This is a genomic window from Streptococcus sp. Marseille-Q8145, from assembly GCF_965112035.1.
Map to the genome: position 1 here is coordinate 243,426 of NZ_CBCOPQ010000001.1, position 18,893 is coordinate 262,318.

14 protein-coding genes are annotated in these 18,893 nt (G+C 44.6%); 3 read left to right on the plus strand and 11 right to left on the minus strand.

What is annotated here, in order from left to right:
* Window positions 1–42: 42 nt before the first annotated feature.
* From glmM to cdaA, 3 genes are read right to left on the minus strand one after another with little or no spacing between them, the layout of a single operon-like run.
* Window positions 43–1,395 (minus strand): phosphoglucosamine mutase, encoded by a 1,353-nt coding sequence (gene glmM / locus ACWPVL_RS01265; RefSeq protein WP_454386350.1) that lies wholly within the window; start codon window positions 1,393–1,395, stop codon window positions 43–45.
* A 29-nt stretch (window positions 1,396–1,424) separates the two neighbouring features.
* The gene (locus tag ACWPVL_RS01270; protein WP_045499391.1) at window positions 1,425–2,174 is read right to left on the minus strand and encodes a CdaR family protein; all 750 of its coding nucleotides are present in this window, start codon (window positions 2,172–2,174) and stop codon (window positions 1,425–1,427) included.
* Complete coding sequence (gene cdaA / locus ACWPVL_RS01275) at window positions 2,161–3,018, minus strand: diadenylate cyclase CdaA (protein WP_454386352.1); 858 nt, start codon at window positions 3,016–3,018, stop codon at window positions 2,161–2,163. The genes ACWPVL_RS01270 and cdaA overlap by 14 nt, the downstream gene beginning before the upstream one ends.
* A gap of 107 nt (window positions 3,019–3,125) precedes the next feature.
* Between cdaA and murT the strand changes: the two genes are divergently transcribed.
* Genes murT through ACWPVL_RS01290 form a run of 3 tightly spaced genes read left to right on the plus strand, consistent with a single transcriptional unit; the run spans window position 3,126 to window position 5,525 of the window.
* Window positions 3,126–4,469, plus strand: coding sequence for a lipid II isoglutaminyl synthase subunit MurT (gene murT / locus ACWPVL_RS01280; RefSeq protein ID WP_454386354.1), 1,344 nt, complete (start codon window positions 3,126–3,128; stop codon window positions 4,467–4,469).
* A complete protein-coding gene (gene gatD / locus ACWPVL_RS01285) occupies window positions 4,469–5,254 on the plus strand; it encodes a lipid II isoglutaminyl synthase subunit GatD (protein WP_454386356.1) in 786 nt (261 codons plus the stop codon). The genes murT and gatD overlap by 1 nt, the downstream gene beginning before the upstream one ends.
* Before the next feature lie 13 nt (window positions 5,255–5,267).
* A complete protein-coding gene (locus ACWPVL_RS01290; protein WP_048763681.1) occupies window positions 5,268–5,525 on the plus strand; it encodes a LapA family protein in 258 nt (85 codons plus the stop codon).
* Between the two features lie 26 nt (window positions 5,526–5,551).
* Here ACWPVL_RS01290 and lepB read toward each other — a convergent pair whose 3' ends face one another.
* The 8 genes from lepB to rexB all read right to left on the minus strand — a co-directional run bounded on the left by lepB (window position 5,552) and on the right by rexB (window position 18,813).
* Complete coding sequence (lepB, locus tag ACWPVL_RS01295) at window positions 5,552–6,109, minus strand: signal peptidase I (protein ID WP_454386358.1); 558 nt, start codon at window positions 6,107–6,109, stop codon at window positions 5,552–5,554.
* A gap of 152 nt (window positions 6,110–6,261) precedes the next feature.
* Complete coding sequence (gene thrS / locus ACWPVL_RS01300; RefSeq protein ID WP_454386360.1) at window positions 6,262–8,211, minus strand: threonine--tRNA ligase; 1,950 nt, start codon at window positions 8,209–8,211, stop codon at window positions 6,262–6,264.
* Window positions 8,212–8,314: 103 nt separating this feature from the next.
* On the minus strand, window positions 8,315–8,671 hold the full coding sequence (locus ACWPVL_RS01305; RefSeq protein WP_454386817.1) for a hypothetical protein: 357 nt from the start codon (window positions 8,669–8,671) through the stop codon (window positions 8,315–8,317).
* 330 nt (window positions 8,672–9,001) lie between these two features.
* Window positions 9,002–9,367 carry a hypothetical protein gene (locus tag ACWPVL_RS01310; RefSeq protein ID WP_454386362.1) on the minus strand — a complete coding sequence of 122 codons (366 nt, stop codon included), beginning with the start codon at window positions 9,365–9,367 and terminating at the stop codon, window positions 9,002–9,004.
* Between the two features lie 36 nt (window positions 9,368–9,403).
* The gene (locus tag ACWPVL_RS01315; protein ID WP_048763671.1) at window positions 9,404–10,717 is read right to left on the minus strand and encodes a glycosyltransferase family 4 protein; all 1,314 of its coding nucleotides are present in this window, start codon (window positions 10,715–10,717) and stop codon (window positions 9,404–9,406) included.
* Between the two features lies 1 nt (window position 10,718).
* Complete coding sequence (locus tag ACWPVL_RS01320; protein WP_454386364.1) at window positions 10,719–11,717, minus strand: glycosyltransferase family 4 protein; 999 nt, start codon at window positions 11,715–11,717, stop codon at window positions 10,719–10,721.
* A 140-nt stretch (window positions 11,718–11,857) separates the two neighbouring features.
* Window positions 11,858–15,529: a helicase-exonuclease AddAB subunit AddA gene (gene addA, locus ACWPVL_RS01325; protein WP_454386366.1), complete on the minus strand. Its 3,672-nt coding sequence runs from the start codon at window positions 15,527–15,529 to the stop codon at window positions 11,858–11,860.
* Window positions 15,526–18,813, minus strand: a complete 3,288-nt coding sequence (gene rexB / locus ACWPVL_RS01330; RefSeq protein WP_454386368.1) for an ATP-dependent nuclease subunit B — start codon at window positions 18,811–18,813, stop codon at window positions 15,526–15,528. Before rexB ends, addA begins: the two co-directional genes overlap by 4 nt.
* Window positions 18,814–18,893 lie beyond the last annotated feature (80 nt).

Consider the following 18,893-nt stretch of genomic DNA (forward strand, 5'->3'; position numbering starts at 1 on the left):
AGAACTTACTCCAAATAGGAGACTTCTCCAATCTTTTGACTTTTATTCGATGCCAATTTCAGCACGGACAACATCCGCAATAGTGTCTACATAATAGTCCACTTCTTCGTGAGTTGGCGCTTCAGCCATGACACGCAGAAGCGGTTCTGTCCCACTTGGGCGGACAAGGATACGGCCGTTTCCTGCCATTTCAATTTCCATTTTTTCAATAATGGCTCTGATGGCTGGTACTTCCATTGCCTTATCTTTCATGGCATTTTCGACACGAATATTGACCAATTTTTGTGGGTAAATGGTCACTTCTGCCGCAAGTTCAGACAAGCTCTTGCCAGTTTCTTTCATCACTTTGGTTAATTGCACCGCTGACAATTGACCATCACCAGTGGTATTATAATCCATGATAATAACATGTCCAGATTGCTCACCACCTAGATTATAACCGTTCTTGCGCATTTCTTCTACCACATAGCGGTCACCAACGGCAGTCACTACTTTATTGATGCCTTCACGCTCCAAGGCTTTGTGGAAACCAAGGTTGGACATAACCGTAGTCACAATTGTATTTTGAGCCAATTGGCCTTTTTCAGAAAGATACTTGCCGATGATGTACATAATCTTGTCACCATCTACAATATCGCCATTTTCATCAACAGCAATCAAACGGTCACTATCACCATCAAAAGCGAGACCAATCGCTGCTCCTGACTCACGGACTGTTTCCTGTAAGCCTTCTGGATGAGTAGAGCCTACATTTAAGTTAATGTTGAGGCCATCTGGATTTTCTCCGATAACAGTCAGCTGGGCACCCAAATCAGCAAAAATTTGACGGGCACTAGTTGAAGCAGCACCATTTGCTGTATCAAGGGCAACATGCATTCCTTCAAGATCTAAACCAGTTGACACGATATATTGTTGGTACTTACGCAGGCCTTCTGGATAATCCATGACTTTCCCTAGACCTTCTGCACTTGGACGTGGAAGGGTATCTTCTGCTGCGTCCAACAAAGCTTCGATTTCAAGCTCGCGCTCATCATCCAGTTTATAACCATCGCCACCAAAGAATTTGATGCCGTTATCAAGAGCAGGATTGTGGCTAGCTGAAATCATGACACCCGCACTAGCTTTTTCGGATTTAACCAAGTAAGCAACACCTGGAGTAGCAATCACACCAAGTTTGTAGACGTGAATCCCCACAGAAAGCAGACCTGCAATCAAGGCACTTTCCAGCATTTCTCCCGAAATGCGTGTATCACGGCCAACAAACACTCGAGGAACTTCACTTTCGTGTTGGCTCAGAACATACCCACCAAAACGGCCCAGTTTAAAGGCCAATTCCGGCGTTAATTCCACATTCGCTTCTCCACGAACACCATCGGTTCCAAAATATTTACCCATTTTTAAAATTTTCCTTTCAAATCTTGCATTTATTTACTAGATGAATTCGAACTTGAGCTCGATTTGGAGCTTGACGAATTCGAATGTGTGGTTTTGGTCGTAACTTTCATCGTTGTTTCAAACGGTGTCACAACACTTGGCAAAACATTCCCATTGGCATCCATGGCCTGCAAGGAGGCTGCCCCACTATAATTTCCTGAAATAGTGACATTGCTTGGTAAAACTGCTGCGACATGATTAACTTTTTCCAAAGTTTCTTCATCGCTTGTCACTGTCACTTCTTCGTGCTCCAAGCTCACATTTGTGATAGAAATATCTTCTGCAACCTGACTGCCTGTGATGAGATACTTCACTGGCACTTTCTTGCTTGCTTTTTTACCTATCTTAACTGAAATTTTTTGCGGATTAACCGTAGCAGACAGGCCGCTAGGTAGATTTTCGACTTTCAGCTGCACTTCGACTGTTCCTTCTGATGCATTGGATAAATCCGCTACCACATGGAACTTCCGTGTACTCTCTTGCATTTCGCTACTTAAAGCCACTCTATTAGAACCCGTTAAAACAACACTAGCCTCGGAAGTGAAGCCACTAATGAAGTACCGTTCACTATCATACTTGATATCAATCGGGACATTAGAAATCGTATTGCTGTAAGTTTCCGAGGTCACTTGGCGAATGCTGATACTATTTTGAAAACTACTAGACGTCGCATAAATAAACAAAACCAAAGCAAAAAATATGGAGGAGATAATATAGAGAATTTTTTTACTTTCTTTCATTCTTCCATCCTCCCAGGATACGATTCTTTAGGCTCAATTTTTCATGCTTGTCTGATAAGAGAACTTCCCGCAGTTGTGATTCGAACTCGCTCAAACTCAAGTCATGCTTGAAGACTCCATTATGTGTCGTAGAAATACCGCCTGTCTCCTCAGACACGACAAAAGTAAAGGCATCTGAAACTTCTGAAAGGCCAATCGCAGCCCGATGACGAGTCCCAAATTCCTTGGAAATACCTGTGCTTTCGGTAAGCGGCAAATAGGCACAAGAGGCAGCGATCTTATTATCTTTGATAATAACTGCCCCATCATGCAGAGGCGTATTAGGAATGAAAATATTGATCAACAGTTCCCCAGAGATATCCGCATCCAGAGGGATTCCCGTTGCAATGTATTCCTGCAACGTTCGAGCGCCCTGAATAGCCACCAAGGCACCTATCTTACGCGGACTCATATAAGCCACTGCCTTGACAAAGGCTTGAATCAATTTCTCCTCACTGCTGACTGGCGTGGCTGAAAAAATCTCGGTTGCTCTACCCAACTTTTCAAGACCAGTCCGAATCTCAGGCGAGAAAATCACCACTGCCGCAATGACCCCGTAGGTAATAACCTGATTGATCAACCATGAAATGGTCGTCAAACCAATGATATTCGCTAAAAACTGTGCCAAGATGAAGAAGAGCACCCCTCGAACCAGAATCATAATTTTAGTCCCGGCAATTGCTTTAGTAAAATGATATAAAATCCAGGTGACTAAAGCAATATCAATAATGTTGATTAAAATATTCCAAGGATTACTGAATACATTAGCCCAGTATTGGAGATTGGTTAATTGTTGAAAGTTCATTGCATAGTGGCCCTCCCAGTCAAAAACAAACAGTTCTCAACCATTATATCACTTTTAAGGATATTTTTCTGTAACCTTCTTTACTTTTTTATGATAAAATATTTCTTATGAAGATAAATACAGCATTGGGCCTCTTGGCAGGCAAGTCCTCCCACTTTGTTCTCAGCAAAATGGGACGCGGCTCGACTCTACCAGGGAAAGTTGCCCTCACATTTGATAAAAATATTTTGCAAAACTTGGCCAAGAACTACGAAGTTGTGGTGATTACAGGAACCAACGGAAAAACTCTGACTACAGCTTTGACGGTGGGCATTCTCAAGGAAGCTTTCGGAGAAGTAGTGACCAATCCTAGCGGTGCCAATATGATTACCGGGATTACCACAACCTTCCTGACCGCTAAAAAAGGCAAATCTGGCAAAAATATCGCTGTGCTGGAAATCGATGAAGCCAGCCTGTCTCGGATTTGTGATTATATCAAGCCTAGCCTCTTCGTCTTTACCAACATTTTCCGTGACCAAATGGACCGCTATGGTGAGATCTACACGACCTACCAGATGATCTTGGATGCTGCAGCTAAGGTGCCTGAAGCAACTGTGCTGATGAATGGGGACAGTCCACTCTTTAACTCGGTCAGCCTGAAAAATCCTGTCCGCTACTATGGTTTTGACACGGAGAAAAGCCAGGCTAAGCTGGCGCACTACAATACCGAGGGTATCCTCTGTCCTAAGTGCGAGCATATCCTCAAGTACGAGCTCAATACTTATGCAAATCTAGGAGCTTATATCTGCGAAGACTGTGGTTTCAAGCGCCCTAAGCTAGACTACAGTCTGACCGCTCTCAAAGCACTTGAGCACAATCGCTCTGCCTTTACCATTGATGGACAAGACTATCAGATCAATATCGGTGGTCTCTACAATATCTACAATGCCTTGGCCGCTGTGTCAGTTGCTCAGTTCTTCGGAGTCGATCCGGCTACTATCAAGGCTGGCTTTGACAAGAGCAGAACTGTCTTTGGTCGTCAGGAAACTTTCAAAATCGGCGATAAGGAATGTACCTTGGTCTTGATCAAAAATCCGGTCGGAGCCACCCAAGCCTTGGAAATGATTGAGCTGGCACCTTTTGACTTTAGCCTATCTGTCCTGCTCAATGCCAACTATGCGGACGGTATTGATACTAGCTGGATCTGGGATGCAGATTTTGAGAAAATTCTAGAAATGAATATTCCTCAGGTCATTGCAGGCGGTGTGCGCCACTCAGAGATTGCACGTCGACTGCGCGTGACGGGCTATCCAGCAGATCAGATTACCGAAGTCAAAGATTTGGAAGCAGTCTTTAAGTTGATTGAAGAGCAAGAAACCAAACACGCCTATATCCTAGCTACTTATACCGCCATGCTGGAATTCCGCGAGTTGCTAGCAGAACGACAATTAATCAGAAAGGAGATGAACTAATGGTTTATAGATCCCTCGTTTCTCCTGAAAGCCAGGATTATCACTATGACTTAAAAATCGCTCATCTCTACGGCGACCTTATGAATACCTACGGCGACAATGGCAATGTCCTCATGCTCAAGTATGTAGCTGAAAAGCTAGGCGCTAGGGTTGAAGTTGATATCGTCTCCCTAGAGGATGACTTCGATAAGGATAGCTATGACATCGTCTTCTTTGGCGGAGGTCAAGACTATGAGCAAACGATCGTGGCTCGTGACTTGCCGGCTAAAAAGGAAGCTTTGGAAAATTTCATCAATGACAACGGCGTTGTGCTCGCTATATGCGGCGGTTTCCAACTTCTAGGCCAATACTATATCGAAGCGTCTGGCCGTCGAATCGAAGGACTGGGCATCATGGGACACTACACTCTCAACCAAGTCAAGAATCGCTATATTGGTGACATCAAGATTCATAACGAAGAATTTAACGAGACCTACTATGGTTTTGAAAACCACCAAGGACGAACCTTCCTCTCTGACGATGAAAAACCTCTGGGCAAGGTCGTTTATGGAAATGGCAATAACCAAGAAGACGGCAATGAAGGCGTTCATTACAAAAATGTCTTCGGCTCCTATTTCCATGGTCCCATCTTGTCCCGCAATGCGAATCTGGCCTACCGTCTCGTGACCACTGCTCTGAAAAACAAGTATGGCTCTGCCATTGAACTGGCAGCTTATGAGGATATCCTAGCCCAAGAAACTCAAGAAGAATATGGCGATATCAAGAGCAAGGCTGAATTTGAATAATTAGGAGATCATTATGAAAGAAAAATTACACTATATCCTGCTATTAATTACCATCCTATTGGTTGCTAGCATTTCTTTAGCAAATATGCAGAGCGTCAATGTTAGCTTTATCCTATTTAGCTTCAAACTTCCCTTAATCATATTGATTTTGGTATCAGTGCTCCTAGGCTCTGTCACGACCTTTCTCATCAGCATGCCCAAAAACTTCTCATTAAAAAATGAGCTTAAGAAAACCAAAGAAGCTCTGAAAACATCTCAAAAAGAAAACTAGGTTGGAATTTCCAGCCTAGTTTTTTGCTACTTCGTTTCAACAAAACCAAATTTATTTAAGGGAGAGACGCGAAATTCTACACTGCCCTTAATTTGATCTTTTTTGATCAGACCAAACTCACGGCTATCTTTCGTGTTTTCTCGTCGATCATTTAAAATGAGAAAAGAATTTTTAGGGATAACATCAGAAGTCGCTCCTTTTAAGTCAACAATAGAAAAATCGTGGGTATAATAGCCCGTGCTGGCAGCCGAAGCCAGATATTTCTCTCGCATCTTTTCTATATATTGCTCTGATTGCACCTGATCGTTCAGATACAGCAAGTTATCCATATAGGTCACCTTGTCATTTTCCATAGCAATGACACGGCCGACATATTCTTTTCCATCGACCTCATAGAGAGCAAATTCCCCACGAGTAAGCTTGGCTGTCTTATCCGCCAAGACTAAATCATTTTCCGCTAAGAAAGAATTGGCATCTTGTTTAGTGATACGATAAGGTGTATAGACAAACAAGCGTAGCCCCATCAGAATGGCAATAAATACCGTCACAATGATAATATTTCTCAGTAAATCTCTCTTTAACATCTCTCTCCCCTGTCCTTTTATTCTATTATATCATTTTTCATGGGATTAGACAAAACACTGAGATGAGAGAGGATTACGTTTAACAAAATTGTAAAAAATGAAAAGGCAAATTCAATTGAGGAGCTTCCTCAATCGAATTTGCCTTTCTTATTTTAATCTTCTTTAGTCACACGTGATTTGTTGGCAATATCAGTAAGGATAGCTTGAACAAAATCATCGACTGAGACAGTTTGTGTTTCTTTTTGACCGTAGCGACGAACATTGACAGTTCCGTCTTCCATTTCCTTGTCCCCAACAATCAATTGGTAAGGAATCTTGCTGGTCTGTGAAGCACGAATCTTGAACTGCATTTTTTCATTGCGCTCATCTACATCAGCACGGACACCGCGGTCACGGAGTTTCTTCGCCACTTCCCATGCGTAGTCCACGTGTTTTTCGTTAGACACTGGGATGAGGGTCACTTGATGTGGTGCGAGCCATGTTGGGAAGGCACCCTTGTAGTTCTCAATCAAGATAGCTGTGAAGCGTTCCATAGTTGAGATAACCCCACGGTGAATCATAACTGGACGGTGCTCTTCGCCATCAGCTCCGATGTATTTGAGGTCAAAACGTTCTGGAAGCAAGAAGTCAAGCTGGATAGTAGAAAGTGTTTCTTCTTTTCCAAGGGCAGTCTTAACCTGGATATCCAATTTTGGTCCGTAGAAGGCTGCTTCACCTTCAGCTTCAAAATAGTCTACGCCCATTTCATCAAGCGCTGCACGAAGCATTGTTTGGGCATTTTCCCACATCTTATCGTTGTCAAAGTACTTGTGAGTATCTTGGGGGTCACGAAGAGAGAGACGGAAGCGGTATTCAGTCAAGTTGAAATCTTCATAAACATCGATAATCAACTGAAGGGCACGTTGGAATTCTTCTTGGATTTGTTCAGGAGTAACAAAGAGGTGACCGTCATTAAGAGACATTTCACGCACACGTTGAAGGCCAGTGAGGGCACCAGATTTTTCGTAACGGTGCATCATCCCAATTTCAGCGATACGGATTGGTAATTCGCGGTATGAGTGAACATGGTGTTTGTAGACTTGGATGTGGTGTGGGCAGTTCATTGGACGAAGGACAAATTCTTCCCCATCACCCATGTCCATGGTTGGGAACATATCTTCACGGTAGTGATCCCAGTGACCAGAAGTCTTGTAAAGTTCCACAGAGGCAAGTGGTGGAGTGTAAACGTGTTGGTAGCCTGCAGCTATTTCCTTATCGACAATGTAGCGTTCCAATTCACGACGGATAGTCGCACCATTTGGCAACCAGAATGGCAAACCTTGTCCAACTTCTTGAGAAATCATGAAGAGGTCAAGCTCTTTACCAAGTTTACGGTGGTCACGTTCTTTGGCCTCTTCACGCATTTGAAGATAGTTCTTCAAGTCTTTCTTGTCAAACCAAGCTGTACCGTAGATCCGTTGCATCATAGCATTGTCACTATTTCCACGCCAGTAAGCACCAGCCACATGGAGAAGGTGGAAGATTTGGATACGACCTGTTGATGGGATGTGCGGGCCACGGCAGAGATCCACGTATTCACCCTGACGGTAGATGGTCAACCCCCCCTCATCTTCCGAGTGCTCTTCAATCAATTCTAACTTGTACGGATCGTTTTTGAAAATTTCACGCGCCTCATCCTTGGTCACTTCCTCACGAATGGACGGGAAGTTTTCTTTGACAATCTTTTGCATTTCTTCTTCGATACGAGGCAGGTCTTCGTTCGAGATTTGACCAGCTGTGTTGTCCGTATCGTAGTAGAAGCCATCTTCGATAGCTGGACCAACTCCCAAGTGAATGTCTGGGAAGAGGCGACGAGCTGCTTGGGCAAACAAGTGAGCAGCAGAGTGACGCAAGATGTCCAATGCATCTTCATGGTCTGGTGTCACGATTTCAATGGCACCATCTTCAGTGATAGCACGAGTCGTATCAATCAATTTGCCGTTGAATTTACCAGCCAAGGCTTTTTTAGCTAGGGAATTGCTGATAGATTGGGCAATTTCAAAAGTTGTAACGCCAGATTCGAATTCACGAACAGCGCCATCTGGGAAAGTAATCTTAATCATGGTTTTCTCCTTAAAAATTTATCATATTTTATAACTGAAGGTTGAAGAACTGGGAAACTAGCTATCAACAAAGAATGATAACAATCGATTTGCTAAATCAATTTCATTTTAGCTTTTTCATTCTGAAAATAAAGAAAAGCGTAGAAATACATAGATAGCATATCAAGGAAAGAATGAGAGACAGGTATTCCTCCTGAGTCATCTCACCTCTCATGTATATCCTTATAGGATAGCTTTTTATCGCATTGACTAAATAGATAATAGCTGTCAAACTTAAAAGATATCCTGTTATAATGAGTTTCTTGTTGTTGAAAAACATTAAGATACCAAGAAAGGGGGCAAGGAATGGCAAGAGAGGAATGAGTAGAAAAAATGAAAAGACGACAATATTTTCCGTTCCCCATAGACTGAGCGTATGCATTAGCCAGACATAGACGAATAGGAAGCTACAAGTCATCATCCAAGATAATATTTTCTTCAACTCTATCACCTCATTCAGCTCTTGACTAAATTCATTTTAACTTTGTCTTAACCATCTCCATACAAAAAGCGACATCCTCAAAAGGACGTCGCAACGTGGTTCCACCTTAATTTATGCAAGTCAAAAAGACCTACACCTCTGATTGGCTCTAACGTAGCCACCGTTTTATGTTTTCATAAAAGCCAGTAGAGTAGTCCCAACTGCATCCTCTGCGCGATTTCCAGCTCCACGCGCTCTCTAAAAGATTTCCTGCAGGTGATATGTCTCTAAAAGTTATTATAGCACGATTGAAAAAATTTGCAAGAACTTTTATTGGTTTTCAGCTCTGCTATTTTTCCTAGTAAATCGATAAATCACATGCCCCAAGCCATTTCCAGCTAGTGAGCATAGGAAATAGGCGGCATGATAAAGAGGAATCCACTCCCCAAAGGTGAAAATAGTCAGGAAAAATAAGAGAGCAACCAAGAAAGAAAAGCGCAAAGAAAATCCATATAAAGCTGCATAGAGCAGGGATACCAACAAGGTTGCCAGAGGAGAGTAGATGAGAACATTTCCAACTACTAGCCCCTTACTTAACATGGAATCCATTGGAACATACCGTAACAGTATATAAAAGACAAAATAGAAAAAGAAAAGGGGGAGCAAAAAGAAAATTTCTTTTTTATGGACTTTCATAAGAGCACCTCCGTTCATTAGGCCTTATGAGAAAGTTTATTCCCAATATTTCCGAATATTCTTTATCTGCTTCTTAGATGCTTTTATCATTCTAGTTGAGCTGTTTACCGGCAGTGACATGATTTTTCCTGGCAAATAGACAATGGTCTTGGCTAAGCGTTTGGCCATCGTTTCTTCTGGATTGAGATCATTATGAAAATCCTTACTAATAGTCAAATCCAAATAGAATTCATAGATTCGGCGACCAAAATTCTCAGCTGAAATCTCGTATAATTTATCGGCTAGCTTTTTCTCGTCCATATCTGGTGTTGCCAAAATGGCCTCCAAAATAGCTCCCGCCAAATCCCGGCTCTCATAATAAAGAGTGCCAAAGGTTTTATCGCTGATTACATTGTCCAGATAGGGATTGCCATGGGCGATGATGGGTGTACCGCTGGCTAGACTTTCCAGATAAGTCAGCCCCTGCGTCTCACTGGTTGAGGCTGAGATAAAGAAATCCGCCGCCTTATAGTAGAGAGCCGTATCACTCGGCGCAATCATCCCTGTAAAAATGACTGAATCCTCAATATGAAGCTGGGCTACCAAGGCTTTTAAGTCCTCAGCATAAGGACCATCTCCGACAATGACCAACTTCACCTTGGCATTTTCCTCCAAAACCATTGGCAGTGCTTCAACAATCGCCTGAATATTCTTCTCGTAGGAAATTCTGGATAGACTGAGCAACATGACTTCATCTTCTGCTATGCCCAGCTTAAAGCGTAGTTTCTTGATGTCTTCCCGTGAGAGTTCTGGGCGGTCAAATTTGGCCAAGTCGATTCCTGTTGGGATAACCCGTTTTTCCGCCTTGATTTTATAACCAACCAAAAGATCGTAGACAATCTCAGAAGGACAAATGACACCATCCAAATCGCTCATAAAACCACGCACGATGTACTTGACCATACTCGGACGAATTACCATGCCCTTGGCAAGATAGTGCACATAATCCTCATATTGGGTATGGTAGGTGTGAACCACTGGAATCCGCAGTTCCTTGGCAATCCAGATTCCCAAAAGGCCCAGAGAAAACTCTGTCTGAGTGTGGATAATATCCAGCTGATACTGGCGAGCAATTTCTAAGGCATTGGAAAAGCCACGATAAGCCACGCGCCGATCCTTAAAAGCAAAGAAAGGCACGCTGGGAATACGGATAATCTGCCAATCTTCATAACGATTGACATCCTTGTCCGTCGTAGTAAAAATAAAGACTTTATGACCTAATTTCTCTAGCTCAGTCTTGAGGGTGCGAATGCTCGTCGCCACCCCGGAAACCTGAGGAAAATAGGTATCTGTAAAAAGACCAATCCGCATATCACATCTCCAAAACTGTTTGGTAAGCCTTGACTAACTGAAGTGCGACGTCATCGATGGAGCGACTCTCCGCAACACGATAACCTGCTTCACGTTTGTCCACTTTTCCGTCAAGAACCTTACGAAGCGATTCGACAAACTCATCTACATTATGACAAAGCTCCGCCGACTCCTCATCAATCCAGCCATTATAAACAGGAATATCACGCAGGACCACGTGTTGCCCGCTGGCCAGCGCTTCTAGGACCACAATCCCTTCTGTCTCCTCATAAGACGGGAAAAAGAAGGCATCGCTGCCTGACATGGCTCCTTGAAAAACTGCGCCTTTGAAATAACCTGGAAATTCCACATTTTCTGGATGATTATAGAGGACAAGATCTCGAATTTTGCGCGGAATAAGCCAGAGATTGATAGAGCCCAGCCAGATAAAGCGGACATCTGGCATTCTACGAGCTACTTCGACAAAGTCCTCGATTCCTTTTCGTCTGAAATAAAGACCGGCACAGATTACGACTTTCTGTCCATCTACAATCCGAAAATATTTTTTAAAAACTTCTTCCTTGCGTTCATCTTTCTTGTATTTCGACAGGTCAATGCCGTTTGAGACAGCCATAATGGGCGTCGTCACACCGTAGGATTCAATCAATTTTTTTGAATACTCAGACGGAGTAATGATAAAATCCGCCATTTTATACATGTGCGCTAGATATTTGCCAAACAAAGGCGCAAAAAGATTGGATCCAATAAAAGAATTTTCAAAGTCTTCTTTGGTCGAATGTCCGTGCATGATCACTTTTTTGCCTCTCCGCTTAGCCGCGTGAAGAAGAAGCAAACTACGAGGTCCGTAAGTGTTGATGTGCACGACATCATAATCTCCTAAAACATCTGTTGTATAAGGAATTCCTGCCAGATCCAGTGCATGCATTTGATGATGCAAGGCACGGCCGATGCCTGATTTTTCTAAAACAGACTTTCCTTCTAGATATAGTAATACTTTCATATCTTCTATTATACCCAAAAGAAGCAAAAAAAGAAACGCCAAGGGAAGATTGGCAGTTAAATAATGCACTCAATCTTCCCACAAGCATTTCCTGTAGCAATATCCTTTCTTGCTGGAACTCTATTCAGTTTCTAATCAGACTAGTCCACTTTGACCACTTGCAGCTCAGCTCCCCCTAGTAGAATCAAATACTTGTCTACTTGGCTAAGGCCATAGGAACGACTGAGTGCTTCGGCATAGAGATCCAGTTGAGATCGGTAGCGCTCCACCAACTCTATCGGATCATGATAGCGGTCAGTCTTATAGTCAAAGAGAACAATACGGTCATCAAAGACCAGGTAGCCATCCAAGATTCCCCGAACGACAAAGTTTTGACCGCTGGCTGGATCCTGCTTGAGCATAGCAAAAGGTGCTTCACGATGGAGACAATTAGCCTCCTTCTGGATTAGCTGACCTAGTTCTGTAGCGAAAAAGGCTTCAATCTTAGCTAAGTCAATCTCTTTCTTAACTGCTGCATCTGCCTGAACCTGAGCCAAGGCTTGGCGAATGCTAGTCTTAGTGACAGGCTGATCCAGTGGAATCCGCTGCATGAGCTCATGGACAGCAGAACCGATTTGGGCTCCTGTGATTTGCTTCTTCTTGCCAAAATCAGGCAGTTCAAAAGTCAACTGGGGCTGATAACTTCGAGACTCATCCATAATATCCAGTCCTTCTGAGTCCATAACTGGTTCATAGAACTTCTTGATTTGGCTGGGCGTGCGGACACTAGGCAATTCAATAGCCGCTTGATAAAGACTGTTGAGCCGATCTACATTCTCCAAGATATCCAGAGATCGGCGGATATCTTCTGACTGACGGTTGCCCGTCAAATCATCTACTGGAATAGGATCAACCTGCTCTACTAAGCCAATCTGTTCGTCTGTCATCTCCTGATCAGTTACAAAGCGGGTTTGATAAGCCAGATTTTCCTTTTCAAACACTGACTGAATAGCATAGAGCCAATCCTGAAAATTGGTCAGCTGGCTTCGAAGACTGCTAGATAAGCGCCCATTTTGGCTAGTTCCCCACTTGCGCTCCTGGAGCTTAGCTTGCTTGCCCTTGCCGACCAGATAGAGCTTGGTTTCAGCCCGCGTCATGGCCACATAGAGCAGACGCATCTGCTCAGACAGGCTCGCCAGCTTGAGTTCTTCGGCATTCTGCTGATAAGGTAAGGTCTCCATAGAAATACGGATCTGCTTGGGCGCATGAGGATCCTGAGCATCAACGTCCACATCGGCTACATATTTGATTCCGATGCCTTTTTGTCGGCTAAGGATAATGGCAGAGCTGCTATCCTGACGGTTGAAGGTCTTATCCATATTGAGCAGGAAAACATACTTAAACTCCAGCCCCTTACTCTTATGGATGGTCATTAGCTGGACCGCATTTTTCGGAGCAGCCAGAGGGACACTAGCCAAATCGTGCTCATTTTTCAAAATCCGGTCAATCATGCTGATAAAGCGGGACAGGCCTTTGAAACTCGACTTTTCATAGTCGTTGGCCCGCAAGGACAGGGCATAGAGATTAGCCTGACGCTGTTCGCCGTTGGGCAGAGCCCCTACCATATCATAGTAAAAACGATCCTGATAAATCTTCCAGATTAAATCATAGAGAGAATGGGTCTTGGAATAGCTGCGCCAGTCATTCAGCGTTTCCTGGAAGTGCTGCAGTTTCTTGCGCAATTCACCATGGATGAGCTGAGGTTCCAGACCTTGATCAGCCAGAGCATTCCTCAGCTTTTCGTAGAGATTTTCCATAGACTTGGTACTGGAGGCTTGCAAGGCTAACCGAGCCAATTCGTCCTCATCAAAGTCAAACATTGGCGACTTTAGGAGAGCGGTCAGGGCATAGTCATTGAGAGGATTGTTAATGGTCCGCAAGGTATCCAGCATCACCATAACCTCTACCGACTGGAGGTAGTTGGTCTCGCCATCATCAGGAACAATCGGGATATGATGCCGGTCAAACTCTGCCAAAATCAGATCATTGCGGGTCCGCGAAGCTGTCAGCAAGGTAATATCCTTGAAATCCACTCCTTCTTGATTATGAAGTCGGATAATTTCTTTGATTACCAAGGCCACCTCACCCGCTGAAATGCTGGGCAGACCTTGGTCAGAATCCTCTTCTTCGCTATCGGCACTGCCATCATAAAGGAGAAATTCCGCTTGATTGGCTGGATTTGGCTCCCGTTTGGCTGGATTTCCCGCTACCAAGTAGTGGGTCTCATTGTAATCAATCTCGCCGATTTCCTCGTCCATGAGTCGTTTAAAGACATCATTGGTCGCTTCCAGCACCTCGATGTGACTGCGGAAATTTTCCTTGAGAATAATCAGCTTGCCCTGACTAGGATCGGCCTGATAGAGTTTAAATTTATCGTTAAAAATTTGCGGATCGGCCTGACGGAATCGATAGATGGATTGCTTAATATCGCCAACCATAAAGCGATTATTTCCTCGAGCCAGCAATTCCAACATCCGCTCCTGAGTATGGTTGGTGTCTTGGTACTCATCGACCATGACCTCATGGTACTTATCCTGATAAAATCGCCGCACTTCTGGATAATTTTCTAAAATTTCAATAGCAAAATGGCTGATATCACCAAATTCAAAGGCATTTTCTGCTACTTTGCGCTCCAAATAAGCCTGCGAGAAATCTCGGACAAAATCTCGCAACAAATCCAGTAGGGGAAGAGCTTCCGCCTGATGCTGCTCCATAAAGTTCAGATGATAGAGGCGGACATCCAGCTCTTTAATTCGCTCTATCAAGGGCTTGCGGGCTTCATTATAGGTCTGAGCCAGCTCTTTTTTAAGTTCGTCCGCATTCTTGCCAACTCGGGCAGTAAAAGCCTGATGGTTAGAGGTCTTGGCCAATTCTAAAAAGCGCTGAATCAGGTCTAGCAACTGCTCAGATCCGGTCTGCTCTGTCAGCTCAGCCAAGATATCTAAGGCCGCCTGAATATTTTCCTGATACTTAGCCCCAGCAAAGGCCTGGCCTTCATGAGCCAGATGGCTCTGGAAAAAATCTTCCAAATCCAGTAAAGATTGCCTAGCTCCAGAGAATATTCGCTCCCGCTCTGCTCCAAAATCACTGGTTTCATAGCCTAGAAGAAAGGTTTCCTCCAACCATTTCCGCGGATTGCTGGTAGACTGGAGAAAGCTATAAATACTATAAATCTGCTGGCGGAAACCAGCAATGTCCTTGCGCTTGCCAGTGAAATTTTTGACCAAGTGGCTGAATAATTCCTGCTGAGCACTCTCATAGTAGGTATCGAAAAGCTGGTCAAAGACTTCATTTTGCAGAATGAGCTGCTCACTGGCCGACTGTAAAATCCGAAAATGCGGTGCTAGCCCCAGCAAGTAGCCGTACTTATTGACCACTTTCTGGGTAAAAGCATCCATGGTCCCAATATCCGCATTGGCTATCTCAGCCAACTGCTGGGCAAGATGCTGGCGGAGCTCCTGATCTGAAGTCTCCTTGAGCACTAGACTCAACTCCTTCTCCAGCCGTTCCTTGAGCTCACCTGCTGCCTTGACAGTAAAGGTGGAGATGAAGAGTTGGCTAACCTCCACACCTCTGAGAATCTGGTCAATAATCCGCTGAACCATAACATAGGTCTTACCAGAGCCAGCCGAAGCCGAAACGAGAATATTCTGACCAGAGGAGTAGATGGCTTGGATCTGCTCTGGTGTACGCTTTTGTGGCTTGTCAGAGGCAGCTTCCTCAGCCTGCTTGACTAGGATATCCTGCTCGTTTAAAAAGGGAATCCGTCTCATTTATCCAACTCCTCCTTGATTTTTTCTATCCAGGCTTGACGCAGCTTTTCGCCTGTCGGTCGTTTATCGTACTGCTCAAGATTTAGCTTGGTCAGCTGTCTAGCCTGCCCCAGATGGAGATTGGCTTCAAATCCTGTAATGGCCTTAAACTGGTCCACGTAAGGGGCAATACTGCGCCCATTTTCTGTATAAGGATTGATGGCAAAACGACCAGCTAAAATGCCTTCTGCTGCTTGCTGATAGAGGTAGGCATTGTAGGCCAAAATCACTTCTAATTCTTCCTTAGTCAGCAGATTAACCTTGCTTTTCTCATAGTTAGTGCCCAAGTCCTTGGCTTGGTCAGCCAGAAAGAGGCCTTTATAGACCTGACTTTTCATGACCTGTTTCACTGCCTCGTCCAGTGCCTTGGTCTCCTTGAGGCTGGCTAGGGGCTCCGTCATCTGTAGGTACATGGCTCCGAAAATTCCCTTGTCCTCGTGGTATTCTGGCATTTCTCGGATAGCTGATAGGTAGGTCGGCAACTGAGAATTAAGCCCATTAAAGAACTTCTCAAAGCTGAATTTGGTATCGCCAGACTTGTAATCCACAACTCCCAGACTCCCCGTCTCCGTCCGCCGATCAATACGGTCCACCTTGCCGCTCACCTGAAGAGCTCTGCCATTGTCCAAAAGTAAGAAAGGTCGATCATCCCGACCAAAGTCAGTCTCCTCACCGATGACCTCCAGCCCATCCGACTGAGCCAAGATACGACCAGTGGCCTGAGCCGTGTCCAATAGCAAACGGCGGGCAAACTGGGTCTCCCCATTTTCACCATAGATAGACTCAAACTCAGCCTCCCAGCTAGTCTCCTCCATAGCCCGCTGCAAGCGAGTGTCGAAATCCTGCTCCAAGTGCTCCTGCATAACCTTTTCAAAGATTCGGTGGAGGAAAATCCCGTGACTGCGCGCATCCGGCTGAATGGTCCACTCCTCCTGTAGTCGCAGGACATACTTAAGGAAATAGGCATACTGGTTTTTAAAATATTCATTGAGAGCGGAGGCTGATAGTCTCAAAGGCTGCTCTGAAGGATACAGAGCCTGAAGGGTTTCCGACTTGAGAGGCTCCGTTTTCAACTCCTTGCTGATCTGGGGAATAGAAATCCCTTCAGCTGCCAACTTCTTACGCAAGACTCGGATGGCCACCGCCCAAAAAGTCTGCTCCTCCGGCGTCCATTCGCGGTCAATATCCTCCTGATAGAGGTCAATCACGCGCGCCAGCAGAGCCCGATAAGTCCCAATATCGTCGCTACTAGCCTGTGGTCGCTTGCTGATGATAGGTAGGGATATAGGTGCTATTTCCAGCTCCGTCAAATAGGAAGACATGGCATCTTCTACTTCATTGATTAAGACAGGGGCAGACAAAACCAAATCTTCTGTCGCTGAATTGAGTAAAGATAGCGCTGCAAAGCGATTTTTCTTGAGATTTTCACTGCTGGCTACCTGCAACTCAGCCTCGTCCCCCGTTGCTTGGTTTAATTTCTGACGTTCTTCGTCACTGAGCAAACTTTTATTTTGCGCTAACTTGGGCAAGCGCTCCTGCGTCAATCCGATAGCATAGACATAAGGCGCAGCCATGGGCTCAATCAAATCGTAAGACTGAACTGTCACCACATCCACTGTCGCTGGTACAACTCGGTACTTGGCCAGAAGCATGCCAGACAGAATCAGAGCCAGAAAATCATCGATCTTGAGCTTGCTACCATCAAACACCTGCGCAAGCTGCTCTAAGACATGGCAAAAAGTCTTCCAGACTTCCTCCTGACGCTCTACTTCTTGCTGGCTTGCATCTTCCAGCAGACCAGTCAAATTGGCATCTAGGCGAGCTTCTTTGATAAAGTTGGTAAATTTAGCCAAGAGACCAGTCGCTGTCTGACTGCGAGATTTGAAAAAGTCTAACAGAGGCGTGATAAGACTGCGACGCATAGCATTGATCCGCTTCAGGTCAAATTTTCCCTGACGGTTAATGGTGAAATCTCTCCCCAGCTTGGCTGCCCCTTTAATCTCAGCAAAGCGAAGGTATTGCTCAAAACTATCCAGCTCCTCTTGACTCAAGCCACCATACAGGCCGGTTTTTAGAAGATTGAGCAAGTCTTCTGTCTGAAAATTATAGCGTTTCAAGCGTTCCAGTGACTCTAAAAATTGGACCAAAGGATGCTGAGCCATGGACTCAGACCGCCCCAAATAAAAGGGAATCTGATACTGGTCAAAAATGGTCTTCAGCTGGAGTTGGTAGGCCTCCACATCACCCAAAAGCAGCCGGATATCCTTGTAGCGGGCGCCATCATGGAGCCGCTGACGAATGGACTTGGCCACATACTCTAGTTCTTCTTTTTGATTGCGCACCGACCAAATCTCTAAGTGAGAGCGGTCATCTTCGGTCAATTCCACATGAGTTTCAGAAAAATCATAGCGACTCTCTAAAATTTTGGAAATCTTGCCAAAGGCATCATCGGCCTGACTCGATCCCCTTGCTATATACTCTGGCTTGACCGCATAAGTTTGAGCTAGCTTGAGCAAAAAGTCCACGCTGGCCTGATAAAGATTACCCTCACGAAAGGCTGTCCGGTAGGCTTTTTGACTAGCATAAACGCCAATGACAATCTCCACTCCCTTGCGATGCAGCAAATCTACTAGATATTCCTCTTCTGCTGAGAAGCGGGTAAAGCCGTCGATAACCAGTGCAAGATTAGCCAATTCCCCAGCCAAATCTCCAGCCAGAATATGCTGGGCAAAAATCGTGAGTTTAGAGGTCGCATCATAATTTCCTGCCTGAAGAGTAGCAGAAAAAGCCGTGAAAATCTTGAGCAAATCCTCGCGCTTCTCTGGCTCTTCTAGATGATTCAAATCCGTAAAAGTCATCTGGGCTGTCTGAAGCTCATGATAAAGGTCTAGCAGTTGCTGGATAAATTGTGCATCTTTCTTGATCCGCCCATAAACCTTGAGTTCTCGATCATCCATTTCCGATAATATTCGGTAAAATAGCATACCTAGGCCAATGTCGTCCAAGGGCTGTCCATCTTGAACATCATTAAGGACAAAATACCGAGCCATCTGAGCAAAACGGGTCACCGTAATAGCAAAGGAAGCCTGATTTTCCAATGCCTCCAAAACTGCTCGCTCCTTTTCAAAAGAAAGGGAGTTGGGCGCTATATAAAAGACCCGCTTGCCGGCTGCTGCTAAGTCCTGAGCTTGCTTAGCCAAATGCGCCGTCAAAGGACTGCGGATATCCGTATAAAGTAATTTCATACCGTCTCTTTTCAACAACAAAATTATAGAATTATTATATCATGTTTGCGAGAAAAAGGCTTTGTCTAAAAGAAAAAGCC

Coding starts and splice junctions, on each gene's coding strand:
- ACWPVL_RS01270 (WP_045499391.1), bottom strand. CDS start 2,174: ATGAAAGAAAGTAAAAAAATTCTCTATATTATCTCCTCCATATTTTTT.
- ACWPVL_RS01320 (WP_454386364.1), bottom strand. CDS start 11,717: ATGAAAGTATTACTATATCTAGAAGGAAAGTCTGTTTTAGAAAAATCA.
- rexB (WP_454386368.1), bottom strand. CDS start 18,813: ATGAAATTACTTTATACGGATATCCGCAGTCCTTTGACGGCGCATTTG.
- glmM (WP_454386350.1), bottom strand. CDS start 1,395: ATGGGTAAATATTTTGGAACCGATGGTGTTCGTGGAGAAGCGAATGTG.
- ACWPVL_RS01305 (WP_454386817.1), bottom strand. CDS start 8,671: ATGATGACTTGTAGCTTCCTATTCGTCTATGTCTGGCTAATGCATACG.
- ACWPVL_RS01315 (WP_048763671.1), bottom strand. CDS start 10,717: ATGCGGATTGGTCTTTTTACAGATACCTATTTTCCTCAGGTTTCCGGG.
- thrS (WP_454386360.1), bottom strand. CDS start 8,211: ATGATTAAGATTACTTTCCCAGATGGCGCTGTTCGTGAATTCGAATCT.
- ACWPVL_RS01310 (WP_454386362.1), bottom strand. CDS start 9,367: ATGAAAGTCCATAAAAAAGAAATTTTCTTTTTGCTCCCCCTTTTCTTT.
- murT (WP_454386354.1), top strand. CDS start 3,126: ATGAAGATAAATACAGCATTGGGCCTCTTGGCAGGCAAGTCCTCCCAC.
- lepB (WP_454386358.1), bottom strand. CDS start 6,109: ATGTTAAAGAGAGATTTACTGAGAAATATTATCATTGTGACGGTATTT.
- addA (WP_454386366.1), bottom strand. CDS start 15,529: ATGAGACGGATTCCCTTTTTAAACGAGCAGGATATCCTAGTCAAGCAG.
- gatD (WP_454386356.1), top strand. CDS start 4,469: ATGGTTTATAGATCCCTCGTTTCTCCTGAAAGCCAGGATTATCACTAT.
- ACWPVL_RS01290 (WP_048763681.1), top strand. CDS start 5,268: ATGAAAGAAAAATTACACTATATCCTGCTATTAATTACCATCCTATTG.
- cdaA (WP_454386352.1), bottom strand. CDS start 3,018: ATGAACTTTCAACAATTAACCAATCTCCAATACTGGGCTAATGTATTC.